Annotated in this window: 26 protein-coding genes, 2 tRNA genes and 1 other RNA gene; 12 read left to right on the forward strand and 17 right to left on the reverse strand. The window is 70.2% G+C overall.

Annotated elements, in window-relative coordinates:
• Positions 1–145: 145 nt before the first annotated feature.
• From GL325_RS12200 to GL325_RS12215, 4 genes are all read left to right on the forward strand, one after another.
• Positions 146–1219, forward strand: coding sequence for a hypothetical protein (locus tag GL325_RS12200; RefSeq protein WP_187769731.1), 1074 nt, complete (start codon positions 146–148; stop codon positions 1217–1219).
• 82 nt (positions 1220–1301) lie between these two features.
• The gene (locus GL325_RS12205; RefSeq protein ID WP_187769732.1) at positions 1302–2609 is read left to right on the forward strand and encodes a threonine/serine exporter ThrE family protein; all 1308 of its coding nucleotides are present in this window, start codon (positions 1302–1304) and stop codon (positions 2607–2609) included.
• A 70-nt stretch (positions 2610–2679) separates the two neighbouring features.
• Positions 2680–3795, forward strand: coding sequence for an acyl-CoA dehydrogenase family protein (locus tag GL325_RS12210; RefSeq protein WP_154597192.1), 1116 nt, complete (start codon positions 2680–2682; stop codon positions 3793–3795).
• Between the two features lies 1 nt (position 3796).
• The gene (locus GL325_RS12215; protein WP_154597191.1) at positions 3797–4897 is read left to right on the forward strand and encodes an acyl-CoA dehydrogenase family protein; all 1101 of its coding nucleotides are present in this window, start codon (positions 3797–3799) and stop codon (positions 4895–4897) included.
• A gap of 107 nt (positions 4898–5004) precedes the next feature.
• Here the strand turns inward: GL325_RS12215 and GL325_RS12220 are convergent, their stop codons facing one another.
• From GL325_RS12220 to GL325_RS12240, 5 genes are all read right to left on the reverse strand, one after another.
• Positions 5005–6054, reverse strand: a complete 1050-nt coding sequence (locus tag GL325_RS12220) for a biotin/lipoate A/B protein ligase family protein (RefSeq protein WP_187769733.1) — start codon at positions 6052–6054, stop codon at positions 5005–5007.
• Between the two features lie 64 nt (positions 6055–6118).
• Positions 6119–6331, reverse strand: a complete 213-nt coding sequence (locus GL325_RS12225) for a DUF6458 family protein (RefSeq protein WP_154597189.1) — start codon at positions 6329–6331, stop codon at positions 6119–6121.
• A gap of 260 nt (positions 6332–6591) precedes the next feature.
• Positions 6592–6679, reverse strand: a tRNA-Ser gene (locus tag GL325_RS12230).
• A gap of 53 nt (positions 6680–6732) precedes the next feature.
• Complete coding sequence (locus tag GL325_RS12235) at positions 6733–9282, reverse strand: DUF4153 domain-containing protein (protein ID WP_187769734.1); 2550 nt, start codon at positions 9280–9282, stop codon at positions 6733–6735.
• Entirely contained in the window at positions 9279–9974 is a 696-nt protein-coding gene (locus GL325_RS12240) for a response regulator transcription factor (protein ID WP_187769735.1), read from the reverse strand. The genes GL325_RS12235 and GL325_RS12240 overlap by 4 nt, the downstream gene beginning before the upstream one ends.
• A gap of 124 nt (positions 9975–10098) precedes the next feature.
• Between GL325_RS12240 and ffs the strand changes: the two genes are divergently transcribed.
• Positions 10099–10195: signal recognition particle sRNA small type (gene ffs / locus GL325_RS12245), an RNA gene on the forward strand.
• A gap of 3 nt (positions 10196–10198) precedes the next feature.
• Here the strand turns inward: ffs and GL325_RS12250 are convergent.
• Positions 10199–10963, reverse strand: a complete 765-nt coding sequence (locus tag GL325_RS12250; RefSeq protein ID WP_187769736.1) for a M14 family zinc carboxypeptidase — start codon at positions 10961–10963, stop codon at positions 10199–10201.
• 144 nt (positions 10964–11107) lie between these two features.
• Here GL325_RS12250 and GL325_RS12255 point away from each other — a divergent pair, with 144 nt between their 5' ends.
• Together GL325_RS12255 and GL325_RS12260 are read left to right on the forward strand one after the other, a co-directional pair.
• Entirely contained in the window at positions 11108–11410 is a 303-nt protein-coding gene (locus GL325_RS12255; RefSeq protein ID WP_187411658.1) for a type II toxin-antitoxin system VapB family antitoxin, read from the forward strand.
• Positions 11407–11922 (forward strand): LytR C-terminal domain-containing protein, encoded by a 516-nt coding sequence (locus tag GL325_RS12260; RefSeq protein ID WP_154596097.1) that lies wholly within the window; start codon positions 11407–11409, stop codon positions 11920–11922. Before GL325_RS12255 ends, GL325_RS12260 begins: the two co-directional genes overlap by 4 nt.
• 1 nt (position 11923) lies before the next feature.
• Here the strand turns inward: GL325_RS12260 and GL325_RS12265 are convergent, their stop codons facing one another.
• Positions 11924–13429 (reverse strand): potassium/proton antiporter, encoded by a 1506-nt coding sequence (locus GL325_RS12265; protein WP_187769737.1) that lies wholly within the window; start codon positions 13427–13429, stop codon positions 11924–11926.
• Between the two features lie 32 nt (positions 13430–13461).
• On the reverse strand, positions 13462–13908 hold the full coding sequence (gene aroQ / locus GL325_RS12270; protein ID WP_187769738.1) for a type II 3-dehydroquinate dehydratase: 447 nt from the start codon (positions 13906–13908) through the stop codon (positions 13462–13464).
• Between the two features lie 121 nt (positions 13909–14029).
• Here aroQ and GL325_RS12275 point away from each other — a divergent pair, with 121 nt between their 5' ends.
• Entirely contained in the window at positions 14030–14557 is a 528-nt protein-coding gene (locus GL325_RS12275; RefSeq protein ID WP_154596096.1) for a flavodoxin domain-containing protein, read from the forward strand.
• A 4-nt stretch (positions 14558–14561) separates the two neighbouring features.
• On the forward strand, positions 14562–15434 hold the full coding sequence (locus GL325_RS12280; RefSeq protein ID WP_187769739.1) for an LLM class F420-dependent oxidoreductase: 873 nt from the start codon (positions 14562–14564) through the stop codon (positions 15432–15434).
• Positions 15435–15497: 63 nt separating this feature from the next.
• On the opposite strand, the gene GL325_RS12285 is transcribed toward GL325_RS12280, so the two are convergent.
• The 3 genes from GL325_RS12285 to GL325_RS12295 form a co-directional block, all read right to left on the reverse strand.
• The gene (locus GL325_RS12285; RefSeq protein WP_187769740.1) at positions 15498–16175 is read right to left on the reverse strand and encodes a DUF6629 family protein; all 678 of its coding nucleotides are present in this window, start codon (positions 16173–16175) and stop codon (positions 15498–15500) included.
• Positions 16176–16243: 68 nt separating this feature from the next.
• Positions 16244–16819, reverse strand: coding sequence for a hypothetical protein (locus GL325_RS12290; protein ID WP_187769741.1), 576 nt, complete (start codon positions 16817–16819; stop codon positions 16244–16246).
• A 145-nt stretch (positions 16820–16964) separates the two neighbouring features.
• Positions 16965–17054: transfer RNA gene (locus GL325_RS12295), tRNA-Ser, on the reverse strand.
• A 76-nt stretch (positions 17055–17130) separates the two neighbouring features.
• Here GL325_RS12295 and GL325_RS12300 point away from each other — a divergent pair.
• Positions 17131–18099, forward strand: a complete 969-nt coding sequence (locus GL325_RS12300; protein ID WP_187769742.1) for a YdcF family protein — start codon at positions 17131–17133, stop codon at positions 18097–18099.
• Between the two features lie 8 nt (positions 18100–18107).
• Here GL325_RS12300 and GL325_RS12305 read toward each other — a convergent pair whose 3' ends face one another.
• From GL325_RS12305 to GL325_RS12320, 4 genes are all read right to left on the reverse strand, one after another.
• Positions 18108–18707: a CE1759 family FMN reductase gene (locus tag GL325_RS12305; RefSeq protein WP_187769743.1), complete on the reverse strand. Its 600-nt coding sequence runs from the start codon at positions 18705–18707 to the stop codon at positions 18108–18110.
• Positions 18704–19801: an LLM class flavin-dependent oxidoreductase gene (locus GL325_RS12310; protein ID WP_187769805.1), complete on the reverse strand. Its 1098-nt coding sequence runs from the start codon at positions 19799–19801 to the stop codon at positions 18704–18706. The genes GL325_RS12305 and GL325_RS12310 overlap by 4 nt, the downstream gene beginning before the upstream one ends.
• A gap of 100 nt (positions 19802–19901) precedes the next feature.
• The gene (gene tadA, locus GL325_RS12315; RefSeq protein WP_154596399.1) at positions 19902–20324 is read right to left on the reverse strand and encodes a tRNA adenosine(34) deaminase TadA; all 423 of its coding nucleotides are present in this window, start codon (positions 20322–20324) and stop codon (positions 19902–19904) included.
• Between the two features lie 14 nt (positions 20325–20338).
• Positions 20339–20800 carry a tRNA adenosine deaminase-associated protein gene (locus GL325_RS12320; RefSeq protein ID WP_187411662.1) on the reverse strand — a complete coding sequence of 154 codons (462 nt, stop codon included), beginning with the start codon at positions 20798–20800 and terminating at the stop codon, positions 20339–20341.
• A 46-nt stretch (positions 20801–20846) separates the two neighbouring features.
• On the opposite strand from GL325_RS12320, the gene upp reads away from it, so the two are divergent.
• Complete coding sequence (gene upp / locus GL325_RS12325; protein WP_154596091.1) at positions 20847–21488, forward strand: uracil phosphoribosyltransferase; 642 nt, start codon at positions 20847–20849, stop codon at positions 21486–21488.
• A complete protein-coding gene (locus tag GL325_RS12330; protein ID WP_154596090.1) occupies positions 21488–22489 on the forward strand; it encodes an adenosine deaminase in 1002 nt (333 codons plus the stop codon). Before upp ends, GL325_RS12330 begins: the two co-directional genes overlap by 1 nt.
• Positions 22490–22568: 79 nt before the next feature.
• Here GL325_RS12330 and pntB read toward each other — a convergent pair whose 3' ends face one another.
• Positions 22569–23957, reverse strand: coding sequence for a Re/Si-specific NAD(P)(+) transhydrogenase subunit beta (pntB, locus tag GL325_RS12335; RefSeq protein ID WP_187769744.1), 1389 nt, complete (start codon positions 23955–23957; stop codon positions 22569–22571).
• A gap of 11 nt (positions 23958–23968) precedes the next feature.
• Positions 23969–25507 carry a Re/Si-specific NAD(P)(+) transhydrogenase subunit alpha gene (locus tag GL325_RS12340; RefSeq protein ID WP_187769806.1) on the reverse strand — a complete coding sequence of 513 codons (1539 nt, stop codon included), beginning with the start codon at positions 25505–25507 and terminating at the stop codon, positions 23969–23971.
• Positions 25508–25641: the final 134 nt, after the last annotated feature.

Consider the following 25641-nt stretch of genomic DNA (forward strand, 5'->3'; position numbering starts at 1 on the left):
GCTCCTTGCGACGTCCGTTGGCGCCCCCAGCGTAGGCGGCGAACGGCGCGAGCACCGCTCGTCCTCATAATCGCCCGTCCGGGACCGAGCCGTGATTAGACTCCGAATCGACCGGCCCGCCGGTCCCTTCATCCGGGAGAGAACCATGAATCGTCCGTACCGACGTCTCGTCCTGGCAGCGGTCTCCGCCGTCGCCGTTCTCGGTGCCGGAGCGCTCACGGCGCCCGCCGCCCAGGCGGCCGGCCCGGACGCCCCGATCCTGAAGAAGTGGGCCAATCCGGGTGTGGCCAAGCTGCCGTCGGGCGGGTACGTCATGACCCACACGACCTCGTGGAACAAGCCGGGTGCCTTCGCCACGGCTCCGCAGCCGAACGGTCCGTGGAAGCGCACCGGCACGACGCTGCTGACCGGCACGCCGGCATGGGCCAAGTCCGCCAAGCAGAAGCGCTCGGTGTGGGCCCCGTCGATCATCCGGGGCACCAACGGCCGGTGGGTGCTGTTCTACTCGGCGCTGGTCCCCGGTCGCGGCTCGCAACGCTGCATCGGCACGGGCACGTCGACTCGTCCCACGGGCCCCTTCGTCCCGGACGCGCGCCCGCTGTCGTGCTTCAAGGGCAGCGGCACCAAGCCCAAGGACCTGATCCCCAACGAGGGCACCACGAGCCTGATCGACGCCACCCCCGCCGTGGTGAACGGCCAGACCGTGCTGACCTACAAGACGTCGCACGGGTACACCAGGAACGGCAAGAAGTACTGGCACACGACGATCCGGATGGTGGCGCTGAACCCGGCCCGGCCGAACCAGCTCATCGCCAATCCGGTGAACCGGAACGGACGCAGCGTCCAGCTGACCAGCAAGCGCCACCGGTACATCGAGGAGAACCCCTCCTTGATCCACCGCGGTGGCAAGTACGTGCTGTTCACGTCCTGGGGCTGGTACGGCACGCATGACCGGTACTGGACGCAGTCGCGCACCAACCGGAGCCTGTGGACCGGCTGGCCCACGACGGCGCGCCGGGTGACCTTCCCGGCGGGCACGAACACGTGGGGTCAGGGCAACGCCCAGGCGATCGCCACCTCGCCGGGCACGTGGGTGCTGTTCTGGAACGGGCAGGAGCCCGGGTTCAAGCGCGGGCAGGGGCCCAAGCACCTCTACGTCGGCAAGCTGGGCTGGAAGAACGGGCATCCGGTCGTCAGCAAGGTGCTCAAGCGGCGGTGATCCCGGCGCGCTGAGGCGCGTACGGAAGGAGACCGGACCGAGGCCCTGTCCACCGTTCCGTGTCGTCCGACATGGTGGACCCATGAGTAGTTCGGCACCTCAGACGTTGAGGATCATGGACTTCGCCCTCCGGGTCGGGGAGATGTTGCTGTCCAACGGTGCCGGAACGGCCGACGTCTCGGCCACGATGTCGTCGATCTGCCACCATCTGGGACTGCGCGGCACCTACGTCGACGTCACCCACATCATGCTGACGATGGTCCACGACCAGGAGCTCGACGAGCCGCCGCTGCTGCTGCGTCGCAACGTCGTGCGTCGCGAGACCGACTTCGAGGACGTCACCGCCGTCGACCGGCTGGTGGCCGAGCTGCTCGCGAACGAGATCGATCTCGACGAGGCGCGCTCGCGTCTCTCGGCGATCGCCACGAGCGGTCACGCGCGACCTCGCGCGATCGTGATCGGGTCCTCGGGCCTGGTCGGCGCCGGTGTGGCCCTGATGCTGGGCGGCGGGTTCTTCGTCAGCCTCACCGCCTTCGTCGCGGCCGTCGCCATCGAGCTGCTCCGGCGACTGCTCGAGGTGCGCCGGCTGCCCGACTTCTACATCCAGGTCGTCGGCGGGCTCTGTGCCTCGCTGATCGCCGTGTCCGTGGCGGCGCTCTCGCTGCCCGCGCCGCCGTCGCTGGTCATCGCGGCCAACATCGTCGTGCTGCTGGCCGGACTGGGCCTCATGGGCGCGATCCAGGACGCCCTGACGGGCTACCACCTCACGGCCGTGGCGCGGCTGCTCGAGGTCCTGCTGGCCACCGCCGGCATCGTGGCGGGCGTCAGCGGTGGCCTGATGGTGGGCCGGATGCTCGGTGTCGACCTCGGCTCGGGCACCGTCTGGCCGGATATGTCGTACCTGCCGTACGTGACGATCGGCGCGGGCGTCGCCGCCGCCGGCTTCGCGGTCCAGTCGTACGCGCCGTGGTCCTCCGTGCCGGCGATCGCCGTGATCGGAGCGGCCGCCGGCGCCCTGGCGTCGGCCCTCGTGCAGAACGGGCTCGACCGGCCGTGGGGCGCGGCGATCGCGGCGTTCGTCATCGGTGTGGTCAGCTATCCCGCATCGCGCTGGCTGCGGGTACCGGCTCTGGTGATGGTCGTCCCGGCCATCGTGCCGTTGCTGCCGGGTCTGACGATCTACCGCTCGCTGGCCCAGCTGGCAGAGGAGAACCTCTCGGGCATCTCCTCGGGCATCACCGCGTCGGCCGTGGCCGTGGCTCTGGCCGCTGGCGTGATCCTGGGCGAGTACGCCGCCCAGCCACTCGGACGCGAGACCCGACGGCTCGAGCGCAGGCTGTCCGGCCCCCGCCTCGTGGGCCCGTTCCGCGCCAAGTCGAAACGGAAGTGACTCGCTGGTGTCAACGGGAGTTGCACAGTATTCTCACCGGTAAGCAAGCGCTTAGTGCGAAGGGGCACTCATGAGACTTCAGTTGTCAGCCGAGGACCAGGCATTCCGCGAGGAGATGCGTGAGTTCTTCACCACCCAGGTTCCGCAGGACATCCGCGACACGATGATCAACCACGGTGAGATCACCCGTGACCAGATCGTCCGGTCGCAGCAGGCCCTCAACGCCGCAGGGCTCGCCGTTCCGGGCTGGCCGGTCGAGTGGGGCGGCAAGGACTGGACCCAGCTCCAGCGCCACATCTGGCACGAGGAGATGCAGCTGGCCGGCGTCATCCCGCCGTTGGCGTTCAACGCCTCCATGGTCGGCCCCGTCATCGCGACCTTCGGCTCGCAGGAGATCAAGGAGCGGTTCCTCCCGGCGACCGCCAACCTCGACATCTGGTGGAGCCAGGGCTTCTCCGAGCCTGACGCCGGCTCCGACCTCGCCGGCCTGCGCACCACCGCCGTGCGCGACGGCGACCACTACGTCGTCAACGGCCAGAAGACGTGGACCACGCTCGGCCAGTACGGCGACTGGATCTTCTGCCTCGTCCGCACCGATCCTGATGCGCCCAAGAAGCAGATGGGCATCAGCTTCCTGCTGATCGACATGAAGACCGAAGGCCTCACGGTCCGTCCGATCGAGCTGATCGACGGCGGCCACGAGGTCAACGAGGTCTTCTTCGACAACGTGCGCGTCCCGGTCGAGAACCTCGTCGGCGAGGAGAACAAGGGCTGGACGTACGCCAAGTTCCTGCTCGGCAACGAGCGCGTCGGCATCGCCCAGGTCGGCGCCAGCCAGCGCAACCTGGCCACCGCCAAGGACAAGGCCAAGGAGATGGGCGTCTTCGACCAGTACGCGTCGCGCATCGTCGACCTCGAGAACCAACTCAACGCGCTCGAGCTCACCGCCCTGCGCGTGGCCGCCGGCTCGGCCGGCGACAAGCCGCACCCGGCGTCGAGCGTCCTGAAGATCAAGGGCTCGCAGCTGACGCAGGCCGTCTCGGATCTCTTCGTCGACCTCGAGGGCCCGGCGGCCATCACGAGTCGTGAGACCCGCATCTTCCTCAACAACCGCAAGGTGTCGATCTACGGCGGATCCAATGAGATCCAGCGCCAGATCATCGCCGGCACGATCCTGGGACTGTGACATGGACTTCACCATCGATTCGGAGCAGAAGGCTCTCGTCAAGGCCGTCCGCGGTCTGATCACCAACGTCTACGACTCGTCCGAGACGCGTCGTGAGGCCACCGCGACGGACCCGGGCTTCACCGCCTGGGAGAAGCTCGCCGAGATGGGCGTGCTGAGCCTGCCGTTCGAGGCCAGCCCTGTCGAGGTCTCGCTGGCCGCCGAGGAGCTGGGCAAGGTCATCGCGCCCGACCCGTTCGTCGAGGCGATCGTCCTGGCCGGCGGCCTGATCGACGCGCTGGGCACCGACGAGCAGAAGAAGCAGTACGTCGACGCCGTCGCCGGTGGCGAGATCCTGCCGATCCTGGCGTGGATGGAGCCCGGTCGGCGCTGGTCGGCCGACGCGTCCTCCGTGACGTTCGCCGACGGTGTGCTCAACGGGGTCAAGGCGCCGGTCGTCCAGGCCGAGCGCGCCGATCTGCTGCTCGTGACGGCCGCGCTGCCCGAGGGCGGCACGGGCGTGTTCCTGGTCGAGGGCGCCACGGCGGTCGAGACCACGATCACCAACGACGGCGGCCGCGCGGCGACCGTCACGTTCGGCGACACCCCCGCGGTGCAGCTGGGCGAGGGTGGCGACCAGACCGCCGCGATCGAGAGCGCCCTGGACCGAGCCCGGATCGCCTACGCGCACGAGGCGCTGGGCGCGATGGAGACGGCCCTGACCACCACGGTCGGCTACCTCAAGACGCGCAAGCAGTTCGGCGTCACGCTGAACACGTTCCAGGCGCTCAACCACCGCGCCGCGGACATGTACGTGACCCTCGAGCTGGCTCGCAGCACCATCATGTGGGCCACGATCGTGGCGGCCGACGAGGACACCACGCCTGAGCAGTTGGCCACGGCGGCCTCGCACGCGGCACTGCAGACCAGCGTCGCCGGCAAGCACATCGGCCTGGACGCGATCCAGCTGCACGGTGGCATCGGCATGACCGCCGAGTACTCGGTCGGCCACTACGCGAGCCGTCTCATCGCGATCGAGCACCTCATCGGCGACGCGGACTTCCACCGCGCCCGCCTGGCCGCCACCGTCGGCGACCACGACGTGTTCGACCCGATCGGCTGAGTTCGGCACGGTCGGTTTACCACGGTCCCGTGGTACTTCAGCGCCTCCCAAGGGAAACTTCCCTTGGGAGGCGCTTGTTTACCACGGTCCCGTGGTAAACCGTCACGTCACGGAACCCGGTGGGTCCACTCCCGCTTCGAGAACTTCGCGTCGACGAGCTCGCGCGCCTCGGCCAGCTCGGCCTCGGTGTAGTCCGACTCGTGGGTGGCGTACCGGCGCCGGAAGGTCTGCAGGAACGCGTCGATGATGGCGTCGCGCGACAGGCCGGTCTGCGAGCGCATCGGGTCGACGCGCTTGTTGGCCGACCGGGTGCCCTTGTCGCTCATCTTCTCGCGGCCGATCCGCAGGACCTCGGTCATCTTGTCGGCGTCGATGTCGTAGGCCATCGTCACGTGGTGCAGGACCGCGCCGGCCGCGAGGCGCTTCTGCGCCGCTCCACCGATCTTGCCCGCGTCGCTGGCGATGTCGTTGAGGGGCACGAAGTGCGCCTTCACGCCCACCTCGGCCAGCGCCTCGATCACCCAGTCGTCCAGGAACGAGTACGAGCGCTCGAAGCTCAGGCCCTCGACGAGCGACTTCGGGACCACGAGCGAGTAGGTGATGGTGTTGCCCGGCTCCATGAACATCGCCCCGCCGCCGGACACGCGCCGCACGACGTTGATGCCGTGCTTGGCCGCGCCCTCGGGATCGATCTCGTTGGCGTAGCTCTGGAACGAGCCGATGACGACCAACGGGCTGTCCCAGTCCCAGAACCGGAACGTCGGGGGCCGGGTGCCCTCGGCGACCTCGCGGCCGATGACCTCGTCCAGCGCGACGTGCATCGCCGGGTCCAGCGTGACCGGGCCGATGACGTCGAAGGTGTGGTCGTGCCAGCCGGTGGCCTTGCCCAGGGCCCGCCGCACGGCGATGCCGACGGCCTCGGGGGTGAAGCCGATGAAGGCGGTCTGGGAGTCCACCGCGCCCTCGATGGCCGACGTGAGCTGTTCGACGGAGGCGTCCACGGACAACCCCGTCAGGGCCGCGTTGATGTCGAGGAGCGCCTCTTCGGGCTCGAGGAAGAAGTCCCCCGAGACGCTGACGTCGCTCAACCGGTCGTTGTGTACCTTGAGGTCGACCGCGACGAGCTTGCCGCCGGGGACCTTGTATTCACCACGCATGTACGCGTCAACGCCCGCCGGTCGCAGATGCTTCCGGCGGGCGTCGAGGCGAGGTGGTGGCGGGTCAGCGTGCAGGCGGGAGGTCGTCGCGCCCGCCGTCGCGGACGCCGCGGTCGCGCTGCGAGTTGACGATGAGCGTGAGCACGATGCCCAACACGCCAGCGGCCATCAGGATGTAGCCGATCATGGTGAGGTCGATGCCGGAGATGGTGTCCTGCACCGCGAACGCGAGGATCGCGCCGATGGCGATGAGAGCAATGGAGCCACCGAAGTACATGTCAGGGTCCCTTCCCTTGGGGACGGTCCACGCGAGTGCGTAAGCCGTTTTGTCTCGGATGACGGTCGCACGGATCGGGGCAGTCCGCATCTGCAGGAGCCCGGGGCGGCGGGAAAAAAAGAACCAGCGGGCGGCACGCTGGTGCGTACCGCCCGCTGGCTTCTGTCCTTGCTGGCGGAGGCAAGCCCCCGCCGCGGTGCCGCCGGACACACCAGCGGGCGGCACGCTGGTGCGTACCGCCCGCTGGCTTCTGTCCTTGCTGGCGGAGGATAGGGGATTCGAACCCCTGAGAGCTTTCACTCAACCCGCTTTCCAAGCGAGCGCACTAGGCCACTATGCGAATCCTCCGCCGGAGAGTCTACGTGGACCGCGTCGCGCCCGGCGAATCGGCCCCGTCCCGGTCAGTCGGCGGTCTGTCCCGGGCAGGGATCGTCGTACACCGCGTTGACACTCGTGGTGACGCCCAGGTGCTCGGCGCGGCTGCGACCGAGGTTCCACTCGAGCCAGCTCCCCGGGTCGGGCCGGACCGCCGTCAGCACGCAGTCGCGGTCGGCGCCGAGGCGCGACTCGAGGGTCGGCACCGCGTCGTCGGACAGCTGGGCCAGGAAGTACCAGTCGACCTTGCCGGTGGACTCGTAGCGGTCGAGGTTGTGATCGGCGATCCAGGCGTCCGGGTTGATCGCGGCGATCCCCAGCAGCAGCACCACGCCGCTGAGCAGACCGAACCGCGGCAGCCAGGCCCCCCGCAGCCGCCAGCCGGCCGCGAGCGTCGCCAGCACCAGCAGGCCCAGCCAGCCCTCGAAGACGTCCACCAGCAGTCGCAGCTGGGTGAAGCCGTACGCCTCCTGGTAGAGCGACATCCGGTGGAGTGCCGACGCCACCACCAGCAGCGTCATCACGCACAGCAGGCCGAGGGCACCGCGCAGCCAGGCTCGGTCGGCCGCCGTCTCGCGAGGAGCCTTGCGCGAGGCGGCCCAGACCACCAGCAGCGTCAACGCCGTGGCGACCGTCAGCTGGCCGAAGCCCTGGTGCACGTACTCGGCGTAGGTCAGCCCCGTGGTCCGCTCGAAGTAGGCGCGACCGCCGAAGATCGCCGCGGCCTGCGCCACCAGGAAGGCGATGAACACCGCGTCGATCACGAGCACCGGCACGAGCCACTCAAACCGCTTCGCCACGGGCCGGTTGTCCCACCGCACGGTCTCGACCTGCGGCGGATTCAGCGCGAGGTAGGCACCGGCCAGCGCGATCCCCGCGATCGCGACGGCCACGAACAGTCGCACGGCGAAGTCCGCCGAGCCGAGGTCGGGGACCAGCGCGCCGAACCACTCGGCGAACAGGGCGTCGGCGGACATGAACAGGGCGGCGAACACCACGACACCGAGGAGCGACCACAGGGCCGTGCGCAGGACGGCGATCCCGTTGCCGGTCCCGGTCAACGTGCGCAGCGTGCGACTGAGCCACGGCAGGCCGCGCAGTCCGGCGAGGGGCCAGGACATCGCGGAGAGGATGAACGTCGGGAGTCGGCGGGCGCCGGTGAGAGCCACGGTGGCGAGGCCGCCGCCGGCCATCAGGCACAGGATGACGATCCACTCGGCGTCGCGGATCACCGCGACCGAGGCCAGGGCCGTGCACAGCAGCGCGCAGGTGATCGTGAACGGCTCCCGTCGCCGCGGGCTCGCGAACAGCATCAGCAGTCCGGCCGCCATCAGCACGAGGAACGTGCCCAGGCCCAGGTCGTTGAAGGGCAGGGCGATGCCGGCCAGGACGCCCACCCCGAGCGCCCAGCCGAGCAGGCGCGGTCGTCCGGGCGTGCCGGGATCGGGCCAGAACCCGCCGAAGAGCGAGTCGGTCATGGACGGCAACGGTGTCAGGGGTGGCTGCGGCGGCGGTGAGGCGGGCGTACGGGTCGGGGCCATGGGGATCTCCTTCGACGTGCCCGTCGGGACGGGGGACGGATGACGGGGGGCGGTGACCAGGACGCGGGCGCCGGTGCGTCCGGGCTCGGGATCGACGAAGCCGATCGACCCGCCGTGCAGGTCGGTCACCCAGCGGGCGATCGCGAGGCCCAGCCCGGTCCCACCGCCGCCCTCGGTCTCGGCGAGCGTGCCGAAGCGCTCGAAGGCGCGGTCACGCGACTCGGCCGGCACCCCCGGCCCCTCGTCGGCGACCTCGAGCCGCCAGTCGTCACCCGCCGCGGTGGCCTTCACCGTGACGGTTCCGCCGGCCGGGGAGTGCCGCAGGGCGTTGTCGACCAGGTTGGCCACGAGCTGGCGCAAGCGCGCCGCGTCGGCCTCGACCACGAGGTCGGCCGGCTCGACGGTCACGGCGATCGTGACGTCGCGGTCGTCGTAGCGGAACTCGTCGGCCGCCGATTCGAGCAGCGCCGCGACCGCGACCGGTTCGGGCTCCATGGGTGCCGCGCCGGCGTCCAGCCGCGAGAGGTCGAGCAGATCGGACACCAGTGCCGAGAGCCGCTCGGCCTGGGCCAGGGCGCTGCGCAGGGCCGCGGGATCGGGCTCGCTCACCCCGTCGGCCAGGTTCTCCAGCAGGGCGCACATCGCGGTCAACGGCGTGCGCAGCTCGTGGCTGACGTTCGCGATGAGGTCGCGACGCTGCCGCTCGACCTGCTCCAGCTCGGCCGCCATCGCGTTGAACGCGCGGGCCAGGTCGCCGATCTCGTCGCGGGACGTGTCGGTGATCCGGGTGCGGTGCTCGCCGCGCGCCATCCGCGACGCGGCCACGGTCATCTGCCGCAACGGTGACGTCATCCCCGACGCGAGCAGCTGCGTGACGGCCAGGGCGAGCGTCACCGTCACCGGGCTGATGAGCCACATCGGAACGTCGTTGGCCGCGCCGAACGTGGCCACGACGACCGCCACCGAGACGCTCGCGGCGACGAGCAGCCCCAGCTTGAACTTGACCGACCGGATCGGGTCCAGTGGGCCGCTCATCGTGGGGTCCCTACCTCGAGCGCGTACCCGACGCCGTGCACGGTGCGGATCCGGTCGGCGCCGATCTTGGCCCGCAGGCCCTTGACGTGGCTGTCGACGGTGCGGGTCCCGGACGCCTCGGCCCAACCCCACACCTCGGCGAGCAGCCGCTCGCGGGACAGGACGTCCCCGGGCGAACTGGCCAGGCACACCAGCAGATCGAACTCGGTGGGCGTCAGGTGGATCTCGTCCTGCGCGAGCCACACGCGCCGCGCCCCCACGTCGAGCCGCAGGTCGCCCCACGTGCGCACGGGCTCAGCAGGCGAGGACGCCAGCTCCGCGGCGCGGTCGACCCGGCGCAGCAGGGCGGCCACACGTGCCACCAGTTCCCTCATCCGGAACGGCTTGGTCAGGTAGTCGTCGGCACCGACCGCCAGCCCCACCAGCACGTCCGCCTCGTCGTCGCGGGCGGTGAGCATCAATACCGGGACCGGCCGGACGGCCTGGATCCGGCGGCACACCTCGTGCCCGTCGAAGCCGGGCAGCATCACGTCGAGCACGACCAGATCGGGCTCGTGCTCCTCGAACGCCGCGACGGCGCCGGGGCCGTCCCACGCCCGCACGACCTCGTGTCCGTGGGCGGTCAGCCGGTCGGTCACGGCGGCCCCGATGGTCGGCTCGTCCTCGACGAGCAGGATGCGGCGTGCGGTCATGCCCCCAACCTAGGAGGCCCGATCGGCAGGATGCGGGGACGAATCGTGAAGATCCTGTGCAGGTCTGCGGGGCGCGGGTCCGCGGGGTCCGTCACGCGGCTGGAGCCTGACCCGTATATTGGTGTGCAGCCCCTCGCGTGGCGGCACATCACCCAACTCCCCCAGGGCAGGAATGCAGCAAGGGTCAGTGGTCCCTGCCGGGTACGCGAGGGGTCCTTGCGTTCCTAGGGGTGCACGCGTGCCGCGCGCATCAGGCCGCGGCTCGCGCCCTTCACGTACGCCGCACTGGGCTTGCGCCCGTACTCGACGGTGATCGCCGTCCCGTGCTTGGCGTAGTGGCGGTTGTACCAGCCGGTCAGCGTCGGCGAGGTGCCCTTGCCCTGCGAGACCCCGAAGTACTTGCGCTTGAGCTTGAGCTCCTTGGCCAGACGCTTCTCGAAGGCGACGTCCTTGCCGGCCTTGCCGATGCCCTTCAGCGGCTGGTGCAACGAGGTGATGTAGTCCGGCTTGTACTTCTTCAGGAACGCCATCATGGCGCGCGTCTCGCGCTCGCTGGCCTTCTTCGCGCCGCCGTACGTGCGTCCCTTCTTGCCCTTGATCCAGCCGCTCGTGGGCCAGTTCCGGTTGAGATCGACGCCGCGGGCGTTCGTGCGGGTCTTCCTCGCGGCGCCGTCGGGGTTCATCGTCGGGACGATCCACAACCCGGTGCCCGCCTTGGGCTTGACCCGCTTGATCGCGTGCAGCGCGGTCTTGCGGCCGGCCGGCTCGTCACCGTGCATCTGACCGAGGATCACCAGGACGCGCTTGGCGTTCGGGTGGCCCCGGTAGTAGCCGACGATGTTGCGCCCCTGGTGGCTCTTGCCGATCACGATCTTCTTCGTCACGTAGGTCGGCTCGGCCGCCTCGGCCGGGACGCTCACCAGTGCCGGTGCGAGCAGACCCACCGACAGGACGAGTCCCGTCGCGATCCGCGAAACCCCCGTGTACATCTGATCACCGCTTCTTCCTGGAGATGGACCTCCCGAGTCTCTCAGGTTCCCGCGCCGACTGCCTGCGCTCCACCGCCCGGTGGCAGGACGCACCGGGGTTCGGACGGTGGCCCCGATTTGCGGTGAGCCCCTTAGACTGACGAGGTGACCTTTCGCCGCGTGGGGGACGGGCGACCGTACCCGGACCATGGACTGACCCAGCAGGACTGGGCTGCCATCGCGCCCACGCAGGTCCGTCTGGACGACCTCACCACCACGAAGAAGACGCTCGACCTCGAGACCCTGCTCGACAGCGACTCGACCTACTTCGGTGACCTGTTCGCGCACGTCGTCGGGTGGAAGGGCGAGCTGTTCCTCGAGGACGGACTGCACCGGGCCCTGCGTGCCGCGCTGCAGCAGCGCACCATGGTCCACGCCCGCGTCCACACGATCGGGAAGAACCAGTGAACAAGGCCGCACAGCGGTTGGTCGTCCTGGCCGCCGCGGGGATCTTCGTGATGGGCACGCTGCTGGGCATCAGGCTGTCGTTCGCCAGCCCCGAGCCGGTGTCGGAAGAGGCCGCCTGCGAGATCAAGAAGGTCGCGCGGGGCGAGGTCCTCAGCAGCAACCTCGTCATGGTCCACGTCTACAACTCGAGCCGGCGAACCGGTGCGGCGAACCGCGTCAAGATCAACCTGGAGCGGCGGGGCTTCCTCGGCGGTGTCGCGAAGAACAACCCCGGCAAGGTCCGGACCAAGAACGTCGCGATCCTCACCAACGAGCCCGACGACCCGCGTGTCCGCCTCGTGGCCGCGCAGTTCAAGGGCAAGGTCGAGCGGGTCCCGGCCGACTTCGAGACCGAGGACGGGATCTCGATCCTCATCGGCCCGAAGTACGCCGGCCTGAACAAGGACGCGAGCACCAAGATCGAGGCGGGTCGTGACGTGTCCGTCTGCGTCCCGGCCATCACGCTGCCGTAGCTCAGTCGCTGCGACGGGTGCGCGGATCCTGGTCCCACCCGGCCAGGCGGCCGTGGCGGGCGACGGAGCGCAGTCGCCGCTCGACCTCCTCGCGCAGATCGCGCGTGGTGACGATGAGCAGGTCGTCGCCGACCAGGATCCGCGTGGTGCGATGCGGCACGAACGTCGAGTCGTCGCGGACCACCATCGTGACCGAGGCGCCGCGGGGCAGGCGCAGCTCGCCCACCTCGACCCCCGCCAGTCGTGACGTCGGTGGCACGCGGATCTGCAGCAGGTCGGCCGAGACCCGCTCGAGCGGTGCGGCGTCGATCTCGACCTCGCGTCCCCGATCCGTCTCGACCCCGCACCAGCGCGCCAACCGGCCCAGTGGACCGGCCTGGATGATCGTGTAGACGACGACCGCGACGAACGTCGTGTTGAACAGGTCGATCGAGTGCGAGACGCCGTTGGCCAGCGGGATCGTGGCCAGCACGATCGGCACCGCGCCGCGCAGCCCGGCCCAGCTGATGAAGAGCTGCTCACGCCAGCCGACCCGGAACCAGGCGGTGCACGCGGCGACCGACGCCGGCCGGGCGACGAAGGTCAGCAGCGCGCCGATGCCGACGCCCGCGCCGATGTGCCAGGCCTGGATGTCGCTGGGGTGCACCAGCAGACCGAGCATGACGAACAGCCCGATCTGCGCCAGCCAGCCGATCCCCTCGACGAACGACCGCGTGGCCGAGCGGTGGGGGAGCTCGGTGTTGCCCAGCACGACGGCGGCGACGTAGACGGCCGCGAAGCCGCTGGCGTGGATCGTCGCGGCCAGCGCGTAGGCCAGCACCGTCATGGCGAACACGACCAGCGGATACAGACCCGCGGCCGGCAGCGCGGCCCGCCGCAGCAGCTTGGCTCCACCGGCTCCGACCAGCAGGCCCAGCAGGGCGCCGATCACGAGCTCGTAGACGACGAGGGCGAAGAACCCGGTCGCGCCGTAGTGGCCGATCTCGCCCACGCTGATCGCGGTGACGAGGACGACGATCGGGGCGTCGTTGAGTCCCGACTCGGCCTCGAGCACGCCCGAGACCCGCGACTTCAAGGGAACCGAGCGCAGCACCGAGAAGACAGCCGCGGCGTCCGTGGGGGACAGGACCGCGGCGATCAGGACGGCCAGTTCCCACTCGAGGCCGAAGATCCAGTGCGCTCCGGCGGCCACGATGATGACGCTGAGCGAGGTGCCCACCGTGGCCAGCAGGACGCCCAGGCCCAGCGACGGTCGCATCTGGGACCAGTTCGTGGTCAGGCCGCCCTCGGCCAGGATCAGGATCAGCGCCGACAGGCCGAGCATGAGCGCCAGGTTCGCGTCGGCGAACTGCACGCCGGCCCCGTCGTACCCGATCAGGACGCCCAGGCCCAGGTACATCAGCAACGACGGCAGGCCCACGCCGACCGAGAGCCGCACGGCGAGCACCGCGAGGATCAGGACCCCGGATCCCACCAGCAGGATGACGTCGAGATCGTGCGCGCTCACGGCGTCGCCCTCCCTCGCATCAGCGGGTGATCCTAACGGCCGTCGATGTGGTCGATGATTCGCTCGGTGGCCACGCGGTAGCCCGGCACGCCCTGGCCCACGACGTGCACGACGGCGACGTCGGCCACGTACGAGTGGTGCCGGAAGGGCTCGCGGGCCATCACGTCGGAGATGTGGATCTCGGCCACCGGCAGGGCCACGCCGGACAGCGCGTCGCGCAGGACGACCGAGGTGTGGGTCAGCCCGCCGGGGTTGATGACGATGCCGGCGCAGTCGTGGCGCGCCTCGTGGATGGCGTCGATCAGCACACCCTCGTGGTTGCTCTGGATCGCCCGGATCTCGTACCCGCGCGCCGTGGCGACCTCGGTGACGAGGGCTTCGACGTCGTCGAGCGTCTCGGCGCCGTAGATGTCGGGCTCGCGCGTGCCCAGCAGGTTGAGGTTGGGCCCGTTGACGAGCAGCAGCCGGCGCGTGGTCACGCGATCAACCTACCGTCGTGCCGATGTCGGGCCGGCGGGGTGGCGCGCGCCACGCCGTCGAGGAGCAGGTCGAGGGCTCGGCGCATCGCGGGGGAACCCCCTCGAGGCCTAACCTCGAGGTGTGGACATCCTGGTGGTGCATGCCTCCAAGTACGGATCCGCGAGGCGCTACGCCGAGTGGATCGCCGAAGCGCTGGACGCGCGCGTCGTGGCCTCCGACGAGGTCTCGCCCGACCACCTGGCCGAGCAGGACCTCGTGGTCTTCTGCGCCGCGATCTACGGGCCGCTGCTGCGCGACAGCGGCGTCCTCAAGGACGCGATGCAGATCGGCAGCTCGACCCGCTGGGTGCTCGTGACGGTGGGTCTGAGCGACCCGGACCTCTCCACGAAGCGCGACGAGCTGGTCGCCGCGAAGTTCGATCCCGCGTTGCGGGACCGGCTCGAGGTCTTCCATCTGCGCGGTGCGATGGACCGCGACCGGCTCAACGTCGTGGAACGCTCGATGATGGCCGGGGTGCGCAAGGCGCTGGCGGGGAAGCGCGCTCTCACGCCCGACGACCAGGCGATGCTGGAGGTCCTGAGCGACCCCGCCGTCGACCTGACGGATCGCGCAGCGATCGCGCCGATCGTGGAGTCGTGCCTACGCTGACGTCGTGCGATTCAGCGTTCACGTCTACAACTTCACCCTGCCCGGCGAGCCGGACACGCTCGGCCCGACCCTGGCCGAGACCGCTCGGACGGCCGAGCAGATCGGTGCCGACTCGGTCACCCTGATGGACCACTGGTTCCAGATGGAGAACGTCGGCCGGTCCGAGGACCCGATGCTCGAGGGCTACACGTCCCTGGGCTTCCTGGCAGGCGTCACCGAGCGGGTCAAGCTCGGCCTGCTCGTCACCGGCGTCACCTACCGCCACCCCGGACTCCTGGCCAAGACGGTCACCACGCTCGACGTCCTGTCGGGCGGTCGGGCGGTCCTGGGCCTCGGCGCCGCGTGGTACGAGCGCGAGCACCTGGCCCTGGGCGTGCCGTACCCGCCGCTCGGCGAGCGCTTCGAGCGACTCGAGGAGACGCTGCAGATCGTCCACCAGATGTGGAGCGACGACGACGGTCCGTACGAGGGGAGGCACTACCAGCTGGCCGAGACGATCTGCCAGCCCCAGCCGATCCAGCGGCCCCACCCGCCGATCGTGATCGGCGGCCAGGGCGAGAAGAAGACACTGCGCCTGGTCGCCCAGTACGGCGACGCGTGCAACCTCTTCCCGATCGGCGTCGACGGCATCAAGCACAAGCTCGAGGTCCTCGAACGCCACTGCGAGGACGTCGGTCGTGACCCCGCCGAGATCCACCGCACGATGCTGCCGCCGGGCGACGCGGTCGCCGATCCCGACGCCTTCCTGGCGAAGGTCGAGCAGTACGCCGCGCTGGGCATCGAGACGGTCTCCGTGCAGCCCGAGGGCCCCGACCCGGTCCGCTGGGTCACCGAGTTCGGCGAGAAGGTCGCCCCGCGCCTGGCCGAGATCGGCTGACCCGACGCGCCGCACGCCGGATGCGGGTGCGCGCGGTGCCGCTCGTCGCGCTGATGCCGGGCTTCAGTGGACAGGCACCAGCGGCTGTCCGCGGAGCCGGTGCGGGTCGGGCAGGCGCCGCCGGCGATACATGTGCAGCAGCACCATCACCGACAGGAGGGCCGCGAGGACGCACCAGAGCGAGGCGAAGGCGTCGCGGTAGATGAGGGCGACCAGCGAGAGCCCCACCAGGTTGAGCGCACCGAAGGCCACGATCGACGGGTAGCCCGACAACAGCGCCGGCCCCACCGTGGCAGCGATGTAGAGCACCGCCCAGAACATGCCGTGCTGGAGATCGATCCGATACACGATGGCGTGGTCATGGCCCTCGACGACGAGCGGCCCGTTGAGCACGACATACGCCAGGTGGGCCGAGACCACCAGGCCGAGAGCGACGAACGGCGCCACCCGCAGCCGTGCGCCCTTCGGCTCGAGCAGGAGGACGGCGAGGGGTACCAAGGTCGGTAACACGGGGAAGGCGAAGAGCACGTAGACCGTCGCCGCGGCTTGCATGACGCCTGCCGAGACGTGACCCTCCAGCCCCGCCCAGACGAGCGCCTCGGTGAGCTGATGGAGGGCGAACAGGAGCGGAAGTGCAGCGAACGGCACCTCCCGCACGTGCCGGACCTCGCGAAGGGACAGGGCGGCCACGGGGAGGAGTGCGACGCCTGCGACCACGTCGGCCTCGATCGAGAAACACATGCGAGACCCCCCTCCCGTGGATTGTCAGCCTACGTTCTGTCGGCTCCAGCGGCGAGCGGGCCGAGTTCTCAGAGGAACGGGACGCGGGGCTCCTCGTACCGGTAGGCCCACGCGCTTCCCGTCCAGAGCTCGAGCTGGCCCGGGCGGTTCGGGGAGGGATAGTGGCCGGGCGGCAGCACCGACCAGTCGGGCTCGACGACCACGGAGCCGTCGTCCGCGAGTCGCCACAGGCCTCGCAGGTCCCAGGGCGCGCCGCGCATGCGGCTCGCCGGGAACCGGTACTCGGGGTCGCGGCTGAACAGAGCGACCATGTAGTCGACCCGGCAGTATCCCGCGCTGATCTCGTCCCACATGACGCGCCGGAGCCGAACGAACATCCTCACGATGATGGCGAGCGTCAACGCGGTGACGAGGCCGAGGAGCCACGGTGGCGCGGGGGTGGCGTTGGCGAGAAGCAAGACCACGAGCAACAGGCTGAAGGTCGTCGCGACGATGGCCAGCAGTAGGCGACGGGAGTTCGTCGTCACCGTCGGCGGCGGGTCGGCCGGGGTTCGGGGGGTCAGGCCGAGCTCGACGGCGCGGTCGAATCCCGGCACGGTCCGCGGGTCACGGGTGACCGTTTCGGAGAGCCAGGTCTCGCGCAATCGTCTACTCCTCGTACGGTGTCAGCAACGTATCCCGTCGACGGTGACCCACGGGGCCGAATCCAGCCGGATGCGTCGTCGCGGGCGACGGGGGACATGACAGAACCCCCGCCGGGCTCGCGCTCGACGGGGGTCCTGGTGATGCTGGCGGTGGCGGTGGGATTTGAACCCACGGTGGGCGTGAACCCACACACGCTTTCGAGGCGTGCTCCTTAGGCCGCTCGGACACGCCACCGCCGAGGAGTTTACGGCAGTCACCCCGGTCCGACCCAATCGGGGCGGAACGGGCCGCTCGCCCCTAGGGTCGGGGCGTGGTCTGGACGCTCGTGGCGCTGCTCGCGGTGGCCTCCGCGGCGGTCGCGTGGCGCGAGCCGCGGAGCCTCTCGGTCGGGGTCCTCGCGCTCCTCGCCGCGGGCGCGACGGTGCTGGCGGTCGCCGGACCGGGCGGCGTGCTGGCCGCGCTGCTTCTCGCGCTGGCGTCCCTGGCGACGTTCAGCGTCCTGTGCGGGCTGACGATGCGTCGCCAGCCGGGCCGGGCCCGCGTCGGGCGGGTCGCGGTGGCGCTGGGAGTGGTCGCGCTCGGTTACTGCGCGGCCGTCCTGGGGGCCTGGGTTGGGGCGGCGGACGACCTGGTCGGCTGGCTCTTCGTGCTGGGCACGCCGGCGTTCTACGTCGCCTTCCTCTTCGTGGCGTTCGTCGGCTACGGCGCCGTCTACGGCCGCATCGTGCGCCGCTGGGCCCGTCCCGTGGACGTCGTGATCGTGCTCGGCGCCGGGCTCCACGGCGACCGGGTCAGCCAGGTGCTGGCGTCCCGGCTCGACCGCGCCCGCGTCGCGCTGGAGCGCTCGCGGTCCCGCGGTCGCGACACGCACGTCATCTGCGCCGGGGGACAGGGCCCCGACGAGACGGTGCCCGAGGCCGTCGCGATGGCTCGGTACCTCGTGGACCGCGGCGTCGACGAGGCGCTCGTCCGCCGCGAGGACCGGTCGACGTCGACGGACGAGAACCTGCGGTTCAGTGCCGAGATCGCCGCGCACCACGGGCTCGAGCAGGGCCGGTTCGCCGTCGTGACCAACGACTTCCACGCCTTCCGCGCGGCGATGCTGATGCGGGACGCCGGGCTGGCCGGCCACGGCCTCGGCGCCTCGACCGGGCCGCGACTGTGGGCGGCCGCGGTGCTGCGCGAGTTCACCGCCGTGCTGTGGGAGCAGCGGTTCGTCCACGGAGCCGTCGCCGCGGTGCTCACGGGTGTCGCGGCCGTCGTGGCCGCGACACCCTGAGCGGTCGATCAGTCGGGCTGGCTGATCGAGAGCATCGTCTCGCTGAACAGATCGATCTCGTCGTTCTTCGACCGGCCGGACCCCTGACCTCCGAGCAGGCTGGTCAACTCGCCGGCGGCGCGCTCGATCCGGCTCTGCAGCGTGCCCTCGCCCGAGGATCCCCAGTCGTGCGGGCTCGCGAAGACCCCGGTCGGCACGACCACCGCCTGCAGGTAGGCGAACAGCGGCCGCAGCGCGAAGTCGATCACCATCGAGTGCCGCGCCGTGCCACCCGTCGCCCCCAGCAGGACGACCTTGCCGATCAGCGCGTCGTTGTCGAGCGCGTCGACGAACGACTTGAACAAGCCGGGGTACGACGCCTTGAACGTCGGGACGACGACGATCAGCGCGTCGGCCTCACCGACCTGGTCGTACACGTGCTGCAGTCGTGGCGCGGCGAACCCGGTGAGGGCCGCATCGGTGATCTCGTGCGCCAGCTCACGCAGGTTGACGACCTCGATGCTGGCGCCGCCGAGGGCGGTGCCTGCCGCCGCGGCGAGCCGGTCGGCCAGCAGGCGCGTGGTCGACGGCTCGCCGACGCCCGACGACAGGGCGACGATGCGGGTCATGCGGACACCTCCTCGGCGAGCGCGGCGTCACGCGCGGCGACGCGCGCGGCGTGGGTGGGAGCGTCCGGCACGTTCGCCGGTCGCCGCGCGTCGAACTCGGCGCGCATGGTGGGCAGGATCTCGCCGAGCAGGTCGAGCTGCTCGAGGACCGTCTTGAGCGGCAGTCCGGCATGGTCGACGAGGAACATCTGGCGCTGGTAGTCGCCGAAGTAGTCGGCGAACGCCAGGGTGCGCTCCAGGACCTGCTGCGGGCTGCCGACCGTGAGGGGCGTCTGCTCGGTGAAGTCCTCCATGCTCGGGCCGTGACCGTAGACCGGCGCGTTGTCGAAGTACGGCCGGAACTCGTTGACCGCGTCCTGGCTGTTCTTGCGCATGAAGAACTGACCGCCGAGGCCGACGATCGCCTGCTCCGCCGTGCCGTGCCCGTAGTGGGCGTAGCGCTGGCGGTAGAAGTTGATCAGCCGGATGTAGTGCTCCTTCGGCCAGAAGATGTTGTTGGCGAAGTATCCGTCGCCGTAGAACGCGGCCAGCTCGGCGACCTCGGGGGTGCGGATCGAGCCGTGCCAGACGAACGGCGCCACCCCGTCGAGCGGAGCGGGCGTCGCCGTGAAGCCCTGCAGCGGCGTGCGGAACTTGCCCTCCCAGTTGACGACCGGCTCGGACCAGAGCCGGCGCAGCAGCTGGTAGTTCTCGATCGTCAGCTCGACGGCCTTGCTGATGTCCTTGCCGAACCACGGGTAGACCGGGGGCGTGTTGCCGCGGCCGAGCATGAGGTCCATGCGGCCGTCCACGAGGTGCTGCAGCGTGGCGTAGTCCTCCGCGATCTTCACCGGGTCGTTCGTGGTGATGAGCGTGGTCGAGGTCGACAAGATGATGCGCTCGGTCTGCGCGCCGATGTACGCCAGCGTCGTCGTCGGGCTCGAGGGAACGAAGGGCGGGTTGTGGTGCTCGCCCGTGGCGAACACGTCCAGGCCCACCTCCTCGGCCTTCTTCGCGATCGCGACGGTGTTCTTGACGCGCTCGTGCTCGCTCGGCGTCGTGCCGTTCGTGGGGTCCGTCGTGACGTCGCCGACGGTGAAGATGCCGATCTGCATGCTGCTCATGGGGCCAGTCTCCCAGAAGATAGTTAAAGATTCAACTAGTAGAACGCGCACGGGCCCGGGGTATTCCCCGATGGGGTGCGTGGGGGAACCGTCAGCGCCCGAAGAACGAGCGCAGCAGCACGGAGGACTCGGGAGCGAGCACCTCGGGAACGACCTCCGGCCGGTGGTTCAAGCGGCGGTCCCGCACGACGTCCCACAGCGAGCCGACGGCCCCGGCCTTGTCGTCCCAGGCCCCGAAGACGAGGCGGTCGACGCGCGCGGCCACGAGCGCGCCGGCGCACATCGTGCACGGCTCGAGGGAGACGACCAGCGTGCAGCCGTCGAGGCGCCAGCGACCCAGGCGACGGGCCGCCTCGCGCAGTGCCACGACCTCCGCATGACCCGTGGGGTCGGCGTCACGCTCGCGGACGTTGCGGCCCTCGCCGATGATCGAGCCGTCGTGCACCACCACCGCGCCCACGGGAACGTCGCCACCGGCCGCCGCTTCGCGGGCCAGCTCGAGCGCCCGCTGCATGAACGGGACCCAGGTCACCCGACGATCGCCTCGAACTGGTCGCCGAAGCCGAGCTTGTCGGCCACGTACGCGAGCGCCTCGTCGGGGAACAGGTCGTCGTCGTCGCACAGCAGCCCCAGCTCGACCGACGCGAGGCCCAGGTCGCTGACGATCTCGAGATCGCCGACCGGCACGGGCTCCTCGTCGCCGTCGGGCGCGTCGACCGCCTCGGCCAGGTCCACCGCGAGCGACCAGTCCCACGCCGCGGTGGCGTCCGAGAGCAGGGCGCGCACGTGGTCGCCGCTGCGGCGCACGATGACGAAGAAGTCGTCGTTGACCGACGCCAGGCCGAGCACGCCGACGTCGGAGGGGAACCGCGCGAGGGCGCCGGTGAACGCCTCGAAGTCCTCGCCCAGGCGCGCCGGGAGTTCGACCACGGTCCACGCACCGTCGTCGCGGTACGCGGCGATCACGAAGTCCACATCGTCCTCGGCCACCCTGCGATGGTGACAGACGTCCACGTGCGGCCGCTACCCTCGACCCATGCGTGTCCACGTCGCCGACCACCCCCTCATCTCCCACAAGCTCTCGGTCCTGCGAGACGCGGGAACCGACTCCCCGACCTTCCGTCGGCTCACCGAGGAGCTCGTCACGCTGCTGGCGTACGAGGCCACGCGCGAGGTCAGCGTCGAGCCGATCGAGGTGACCACGCCGCTCACCACGACCCACGGTGTCCGCCTCACCAGCCCCGGTCCGCTGGTCGTCCCGATCCTGCGCGCGGGCCTGGGCATGCTCGAGGGGATGCAGCGCCTGCTGCCCACGGCCGAGGTCGGCTTCCTGGGCATGATCCGCAACGAGGAGACCCTCGAGGCCGAGACCTACACCGAGCGCCTCCCGGACCGGCTCGACGGCCGCCAGTGCTACGTCCTGGACCCGATGCTGGCCACGGGCGGCACGCTGGCGATGGCGATCGACTTCCTCGTCCGGCGCGGCGCCAAGGAGATCACGGCGATCACCCTGCTGTCGGCCCCCGAGGGCATCGAGCGGCTCGAGCGGGACACGGCCCACATCGACGTGCCGATCCAGCTCTTCAGCGCCGGTCTGGACGAGCGCCTCGACGAGAACGGCTACATCGTGCCGGGCCTGGGCGATGCCGGGGATCGGCTGTACGGCGTCGTCGACTGATGCAGGACTTCGTCGCGGCGCTGCCGAAGGCGGAGTTGCACGTCCACCACGTGGGCTCGGCCGCGCCGGACACGGTGGCGCGGTTGGCGGCCCGGCACCCGGACTCGCCCGTGCCGTCCGACCCCGAGGCGCTGGCCGAGTACTTCACCTTCACCGACTTCGCGCACTTCATCGAGGTCTACCTCTCGGTCGTCGACCTGCTGCGCACGCCCGAGGACATCTGGATCCTGACGCACGAGGTCGGTCGCGACCTGGCGGCCCAGAACGTCCGGTACGCCGAGCTGACGATGACGCCGTACACGTCGATCGCGCGGGGGATCGCCGCCGAGGCGTACGTCGAGGCGATCGAGGACGCGCGGCGGGCCGTCGAGCGCGACTTCGGCACGGCGCTGCAGTGGATCTTCGACATCCCGGGTGAGTCCGGACTGCCGGCGGCGGACGTCACCCTCGACACGGCGCTGCGCCTGCAGCCCGATGCCCTGGTGGGCTTCGGACTGGGCGGGCCCGAGATCGGCGTGCCCCGGCCGCAGTTCGCCCCCCACTTCGCGGCGGCACGTGCCGCCGGCCTGCACAGCGTGCCGCATGCCGGGGAGTCGACCGGCCCGCAGTCGATCTGGGACAGCATCGACGAGCTCGGCGCCGAGCGCATCGGGCACGGCATCGCGGCCGCGCAGGACCCGGCCCTCCTGGAGCGCCTCGCCGCCGACGGGATCGTGCTGGAGGTGTGCCCGACGTCGAACGTGTGCACGCGCTCGGTGCCCTCCCTGGAGGAGCACCCGCTGCCGTCCCTCGTCGAGGCCGGGGTGACCGTCACGATCAACTCCGACGATCCGCCGATGTTCGGCACGACGCTCAACGCCGAGTACGAGATCGCCGCGGAGTTGCTGGGCCTGGACGAGGCCGGACTCCGGGCGCTGGCGACCGCTGCGGTCGACGCGAGCTTCGCGCCCGAGGACCTCAAGTCCTGGCTGCGCTCCGAGATCGAGGCCGCAAGCGCCTGAAATGAAGCGATGCGTACCTTTTCCGGGCGGAAAGGGTACGCATCGCCACACATCTGGCCCGCCGGAGGCGGGACGTGCGTCAGAGGGCCTTGATGATGTCCTCGACGCGGTCCTTGGCGTCGCCGAACAGCATCTGGCTGTTCTCGCGGAAGAACAGCGGGTTCTGGACGCCCGCGTAGCCGGCGGCCATCGAGCGCTTGAACACGATGACGTTCTTGGCCTCCCACACGTGCAGGACCGGCATGCCCGCGATGGGCGAGGTCGGGTCCTCGGAGGCGGCCGGGTTGACCGTGTCGTTCGCGCCGATGACCAGCACGACGTCGGTCTCGGCGAGGTCGTCGTTGATCTCGTCCATCTCCAGGACGATGTCGTACGGGACCTTGGCCTCGGCGAGCAACACGTTCATGTGACCGGGCAGGCGACCGGCGACGGGGTGGATGCCGAAGCGGACGTCGACGCCCTTCTCGCGCAGGATGCTGGTCAGACCGGCGACCGGGTACTGGGCCTGGGCGACGGCCATGCCGTAGCCGGGGGTGATGACGACGGACTTGGCGTCCGACAGCATCTCGGCCACGGCCTCGGCGGTGATCTCGCGGTATTCGCCGTAGTCGGTGTCGTCGGACGGTCCGGCCTCGATGCCGAATCCGCCGGCGATCACGGAGATGAACGAGCGGTTCATCGCCTTGCACATGATGAAGGACAGGTAGGCACCCGAGGAGCCCACGAGGGCGCCGGTGATGATCAGCAGGTCGTTGCCGAGCAGGAAGCCCGACGCGGCCGCGGCCCAACCGGAGTAGCTGTTGAGCATCGACACGACGACGGGCATGTCGCCGCCGCCGATCGAGGCCACGAGGTGCCAGCCCAGGGCGAGCGCGACGATCGTGACGGCGATCAGCAGCACCAGGGACGGGTTGATGACGAACGCGATCGTCAAGATGAGGAACAGCGCGAGCGCACCGAGGTTGATCCAGTTCTTGCCCGGGAGCACGAGCGGGGCGCTCTTCATCCGGGCGCTCAGCTTGAGGAACGCCACGATCGAGCCGGTGAGGGTGACCGCACCGATGAACACGCCGATGAAGATCTCGGCGTTGTGGATGTCCTCGAGCGACTGGGTCGCGAAGTCGCCGTGCGCGAGGTAGCCGTTCCAGCCCACCAGCACGGCGGCCAGGCCGACGAACGAGTGCAGCAGGGCGATCAGCTCGGGCATGCCCGTCATCTCGACGAGCTTGGCGCGCCACAGGCCGATCGCGGCACCGATCACCATGGCGACGATCAGCAGCGCCAGGCCGATGCCGGGCTCGGAGTCGACGACGAGGATGAACGTCGCGACGAGCGCGATGGCCATGCCCGAGATGCCGAAGGCGACACCGCGGCGGGCCGTCTCGTGCTTGCTCAGGCCGGCGAGGCTGAGGATGAACAACAGTGCCGCGACGAGGTACGCGGCATTGGCCAAGGAGGAGGCAGTCACGGATCAGCCCTTCACTTCGAGAACATGCTGAGCATGCGTCGGGTCACGGCGAAACCGCCGAAGACGTTGATGCTGGCGACGAGAACGGCGACGAAGGCCAGGGCGCGGATCACCGCGTCGGAATCGCCGATCTGGAGCATGGCGCCGACCACGATGATGCCGCTGATGGCGTTGGTGACGCTCATCAACGGGGTGTGCAGCGCGTGGTGGACGTTGCCGATCACGTAGTAGCCGATCACGATCGACAGCGCCAGCACGGTGAAGTGCTGGGGCAGCTGTCCGGGCGCGTTCGCCAGGACCCACAAGAACGCGAGCACGCCGACGGCGATCGCGCCGATCTTGATCGCGGGGTTGACGGGCTTCTTGGGCTCGGGAGCCGGGGCCGGCTCGGCGGCCGCCACGGGCGCGGGAGCAGCCGAGACCTGGACCGGCGGCGGGGGCCACGTCTTCTCGCCGTCGCGCACGACGGTGACGCCACGCTGGACGACGTCGTCGAAGTCCAGGACGATCTGGCCGTCCTTGCCCGGCGTCAGCAGCTTCATCAGGTTGACCAGGTTGGTGCCGTACAGCTGCGAGGCCTGGGTGGGCAGCCGGCCCGCGAGGTCGGTGTAGCCCAGGATCGTGACGCCGTTTTCGGTGACGACCTTCTGGCCGGCGACCGAGCCCTCGACGTTGCCACCCTGCGCCGCGGCCATGTCGACGATGACGCTGCCGGGCTTCATGGTGGCCACGTCGGCGGCGGTGATCAGGCGGGGCGCGGGGCGGCCCGGGATCAGGGCGGTCGTCACGATGATGTCGACGTCGGCGGCCTGCTCGGAGTAGAGCTCGGCGGCCCGCTTGTCGTAGGCCTCGCTGGTGGCCTTGGCGTAGCCGTCGGTGGAGACCTCCTTGTCCTCGTCGGGCACGACGACCTCGAGGTACTCGCCACCGATCGACTTGACCTGGTCGGCGACCTCGGGACGGGGGTCGGTGGCACGGACGATCGCGCCGAGGCTGGAGGCGGCGCCGATCGCGGCGAGGCCGGCCACGCCGGCGCCGGCGACCAGGACCTTGGCCGGCGGGACCTTGCCCGCGGCGGTGACCTGGCCGGTGAAGAAGCGGCCGAACTCGTTGGCGGCCTCGATCACCGCGCGGTAGCCGGCGATGTTGGCCATCGACGACAGCACGTCCATCGACTGCGCGCGCGAGATGCGCGGCACCGCGTCCATCGCCAGGACCGTGATGGGACGCGACGCCAGCGTCTCGACCAGCTTCGGGTTGAGGCCGGGGCTGATCATGCTGATCAGCGTGGCGCCGTCGAGCATGAGGGCGATCTCGATCTCGGTGGGGGCGTTGACCTTGAAGATCACGTCGCTGGCCCACGTGTCCGGCTTGTCGCTGATGGTCGCGCCGGCGGCTTCGTAGGCTGCATCGGTGAAGCTCGAGGCCTCGCCGGCGCCGTGCTCGACGGTGACGAGGTAACCGAGGTCGATCAGCTGCTTCACGGTCGCCGGCGTCGCGGCGACACGAGTCTCACCGGGGGCGGATTCCTTGACGACGCCGATCCGCATCGAGCCGAGCTCGGGTGGAGGGGTGCTCATCCCGCAGAGGATAGCCCGCCTGGATTCCCCCTCGGCCATGAGGTGGGTCACATGGACACCGTGCGCCACGATCCACCCGGTGGCGGACCGGATGTGACATTGCG

The sequence above is a fragment of the Aeromicrobium sp. 636 genome, assembly GCF_024433585.1.
In the GTDB taxonomy this organism is placed as follows: Bacteria; Actinomycetota; Actinomycetes; order Propionibacteriales; family Nocardioidaceae; genus Aeromicrobium; species Aeromicrobium senzhongii.

What these genes read in the sequence shown, in the direction of transcription:
- GL325_RS12220 (WP_187769733.1), bottom strand. Translation starts at nt 6,054, where the DNA reads ATGCGTGGTGAATACAAGGTCCCCGGCGGCAAGCTCGTCGCGGTCGAC.
- GL325_RS12285 (WP_187769740.1), bottom strand. Translation starts at nt 16,175, where the DNA reads ATGTGTTTCTCGATCGAGGCCGACGTGGTCGCAGGCGTCGCACTCCTC.
- GL325_RS12310 (WP_187769805.1), bottom strand. Translation starts at nt 19,801, where the DNA reads ATGCAGATCGGCATCTTCACCGTCGGCGACGTCACGACGGACCCCACG.
- tadA (WP_154596399.1), bottom strand. Translation starts at nt 20,324, where the DNA reads ATGCAGCGGGCGCTCGAGCTGGCCCGCGAAGCGGCGGCCGGTGGCGAC.
- GL325_RS12250 (WP_187769736.1), bottom strand. Translation starts at nt 10,963, where the DNA reads ATGTACACGGGGGTTTCGCGGATCGCGACGGGACTCGTCCTGTCGGTG.
- GL325_RS12240 (WP_187769735.1), bottom strand. Translation starts at nt 9,974, where the DNA reads ATGACCGCACGCCGCATCCTGCTCGTCGAGGACGAGCCGACCATCGGG.
- GL325_RS12340 (WP_187769806.1), bottom strand. Translation starts at nt 25,507, where the DNA reads ATGCGGATCGGCGTCGTCAAGGAATCCGCCCCCGGTGAGACTCGTGTC.
- GL325_RS12305 (WP_187769743.1), bottom strand. Translation starts at nt 18,707, where the DNA reads ATGACCCGCATCGTCGCCCTGTCGTCGGGCGTCGGCGAGCCGTCGACC.
- GL325_RS12205 (WP_187769732.1), top strand. Translation starts at nt 1,302, where the DNA reads ATGAGTAGTTCGGCACCTCAGACGTTGAGGATCATGGACTTCGCCCTC.
- GL325_RS12210 (WP_154597192.1), top strand. Translation starts at nt 2,680, where the DNA reads ATGAGACTTCAGTTGTCAGCCGAGGACCAGGCATTCCGCGAGGAGATG.
- GL325_RS12225 (WP_154597189.1), bottom strand. Translation starts at nt 6,331, where the DNA reads ATGTACTTCGGTGGCTCCATTGCTCTCATCGCCATCGGCGCGATCCTC.
- GL325_RS12330 (WP_154596090.1), top strand. Translation starts at nt 21,488, where the DNA reads ATGCAGGACTTCGTCGCGGCGCTGCCGAAGGCGGAGTTGCACGTCCAC.
- upp (WP_154596091.1), top strand. Translation starts at nt 20,847, where the DNA reads ATGCGTGTCCACGTCGCCGACCACCCCCTCATCTCCCACAAGCTCTCG.
- GL325_RS12215 (WP_154597191.1), top strand. Translation starts at nt 3,797, where the DNA reads ATGGACTTCACCATCGATTCGGAGCAGAAGGCTCTCGTCAAGGCCGTC.
- GL325_RS12235 (WP_187769734.1), bottom strand. Translation starts at nt 9,282, where the DNA reads ATGAGCGGCCCACTGGACCCGATCCGGTCGGTCAAGTTCAAGCTGGGG.
- GL325_RS12200 (WP_187769731.1), top strand. Translation starts at nt 146, where the DNA reads ATGAATCGTCCGTACCGACGTCTCGTCCTGGCAGCGGTCTCCGCCGTC.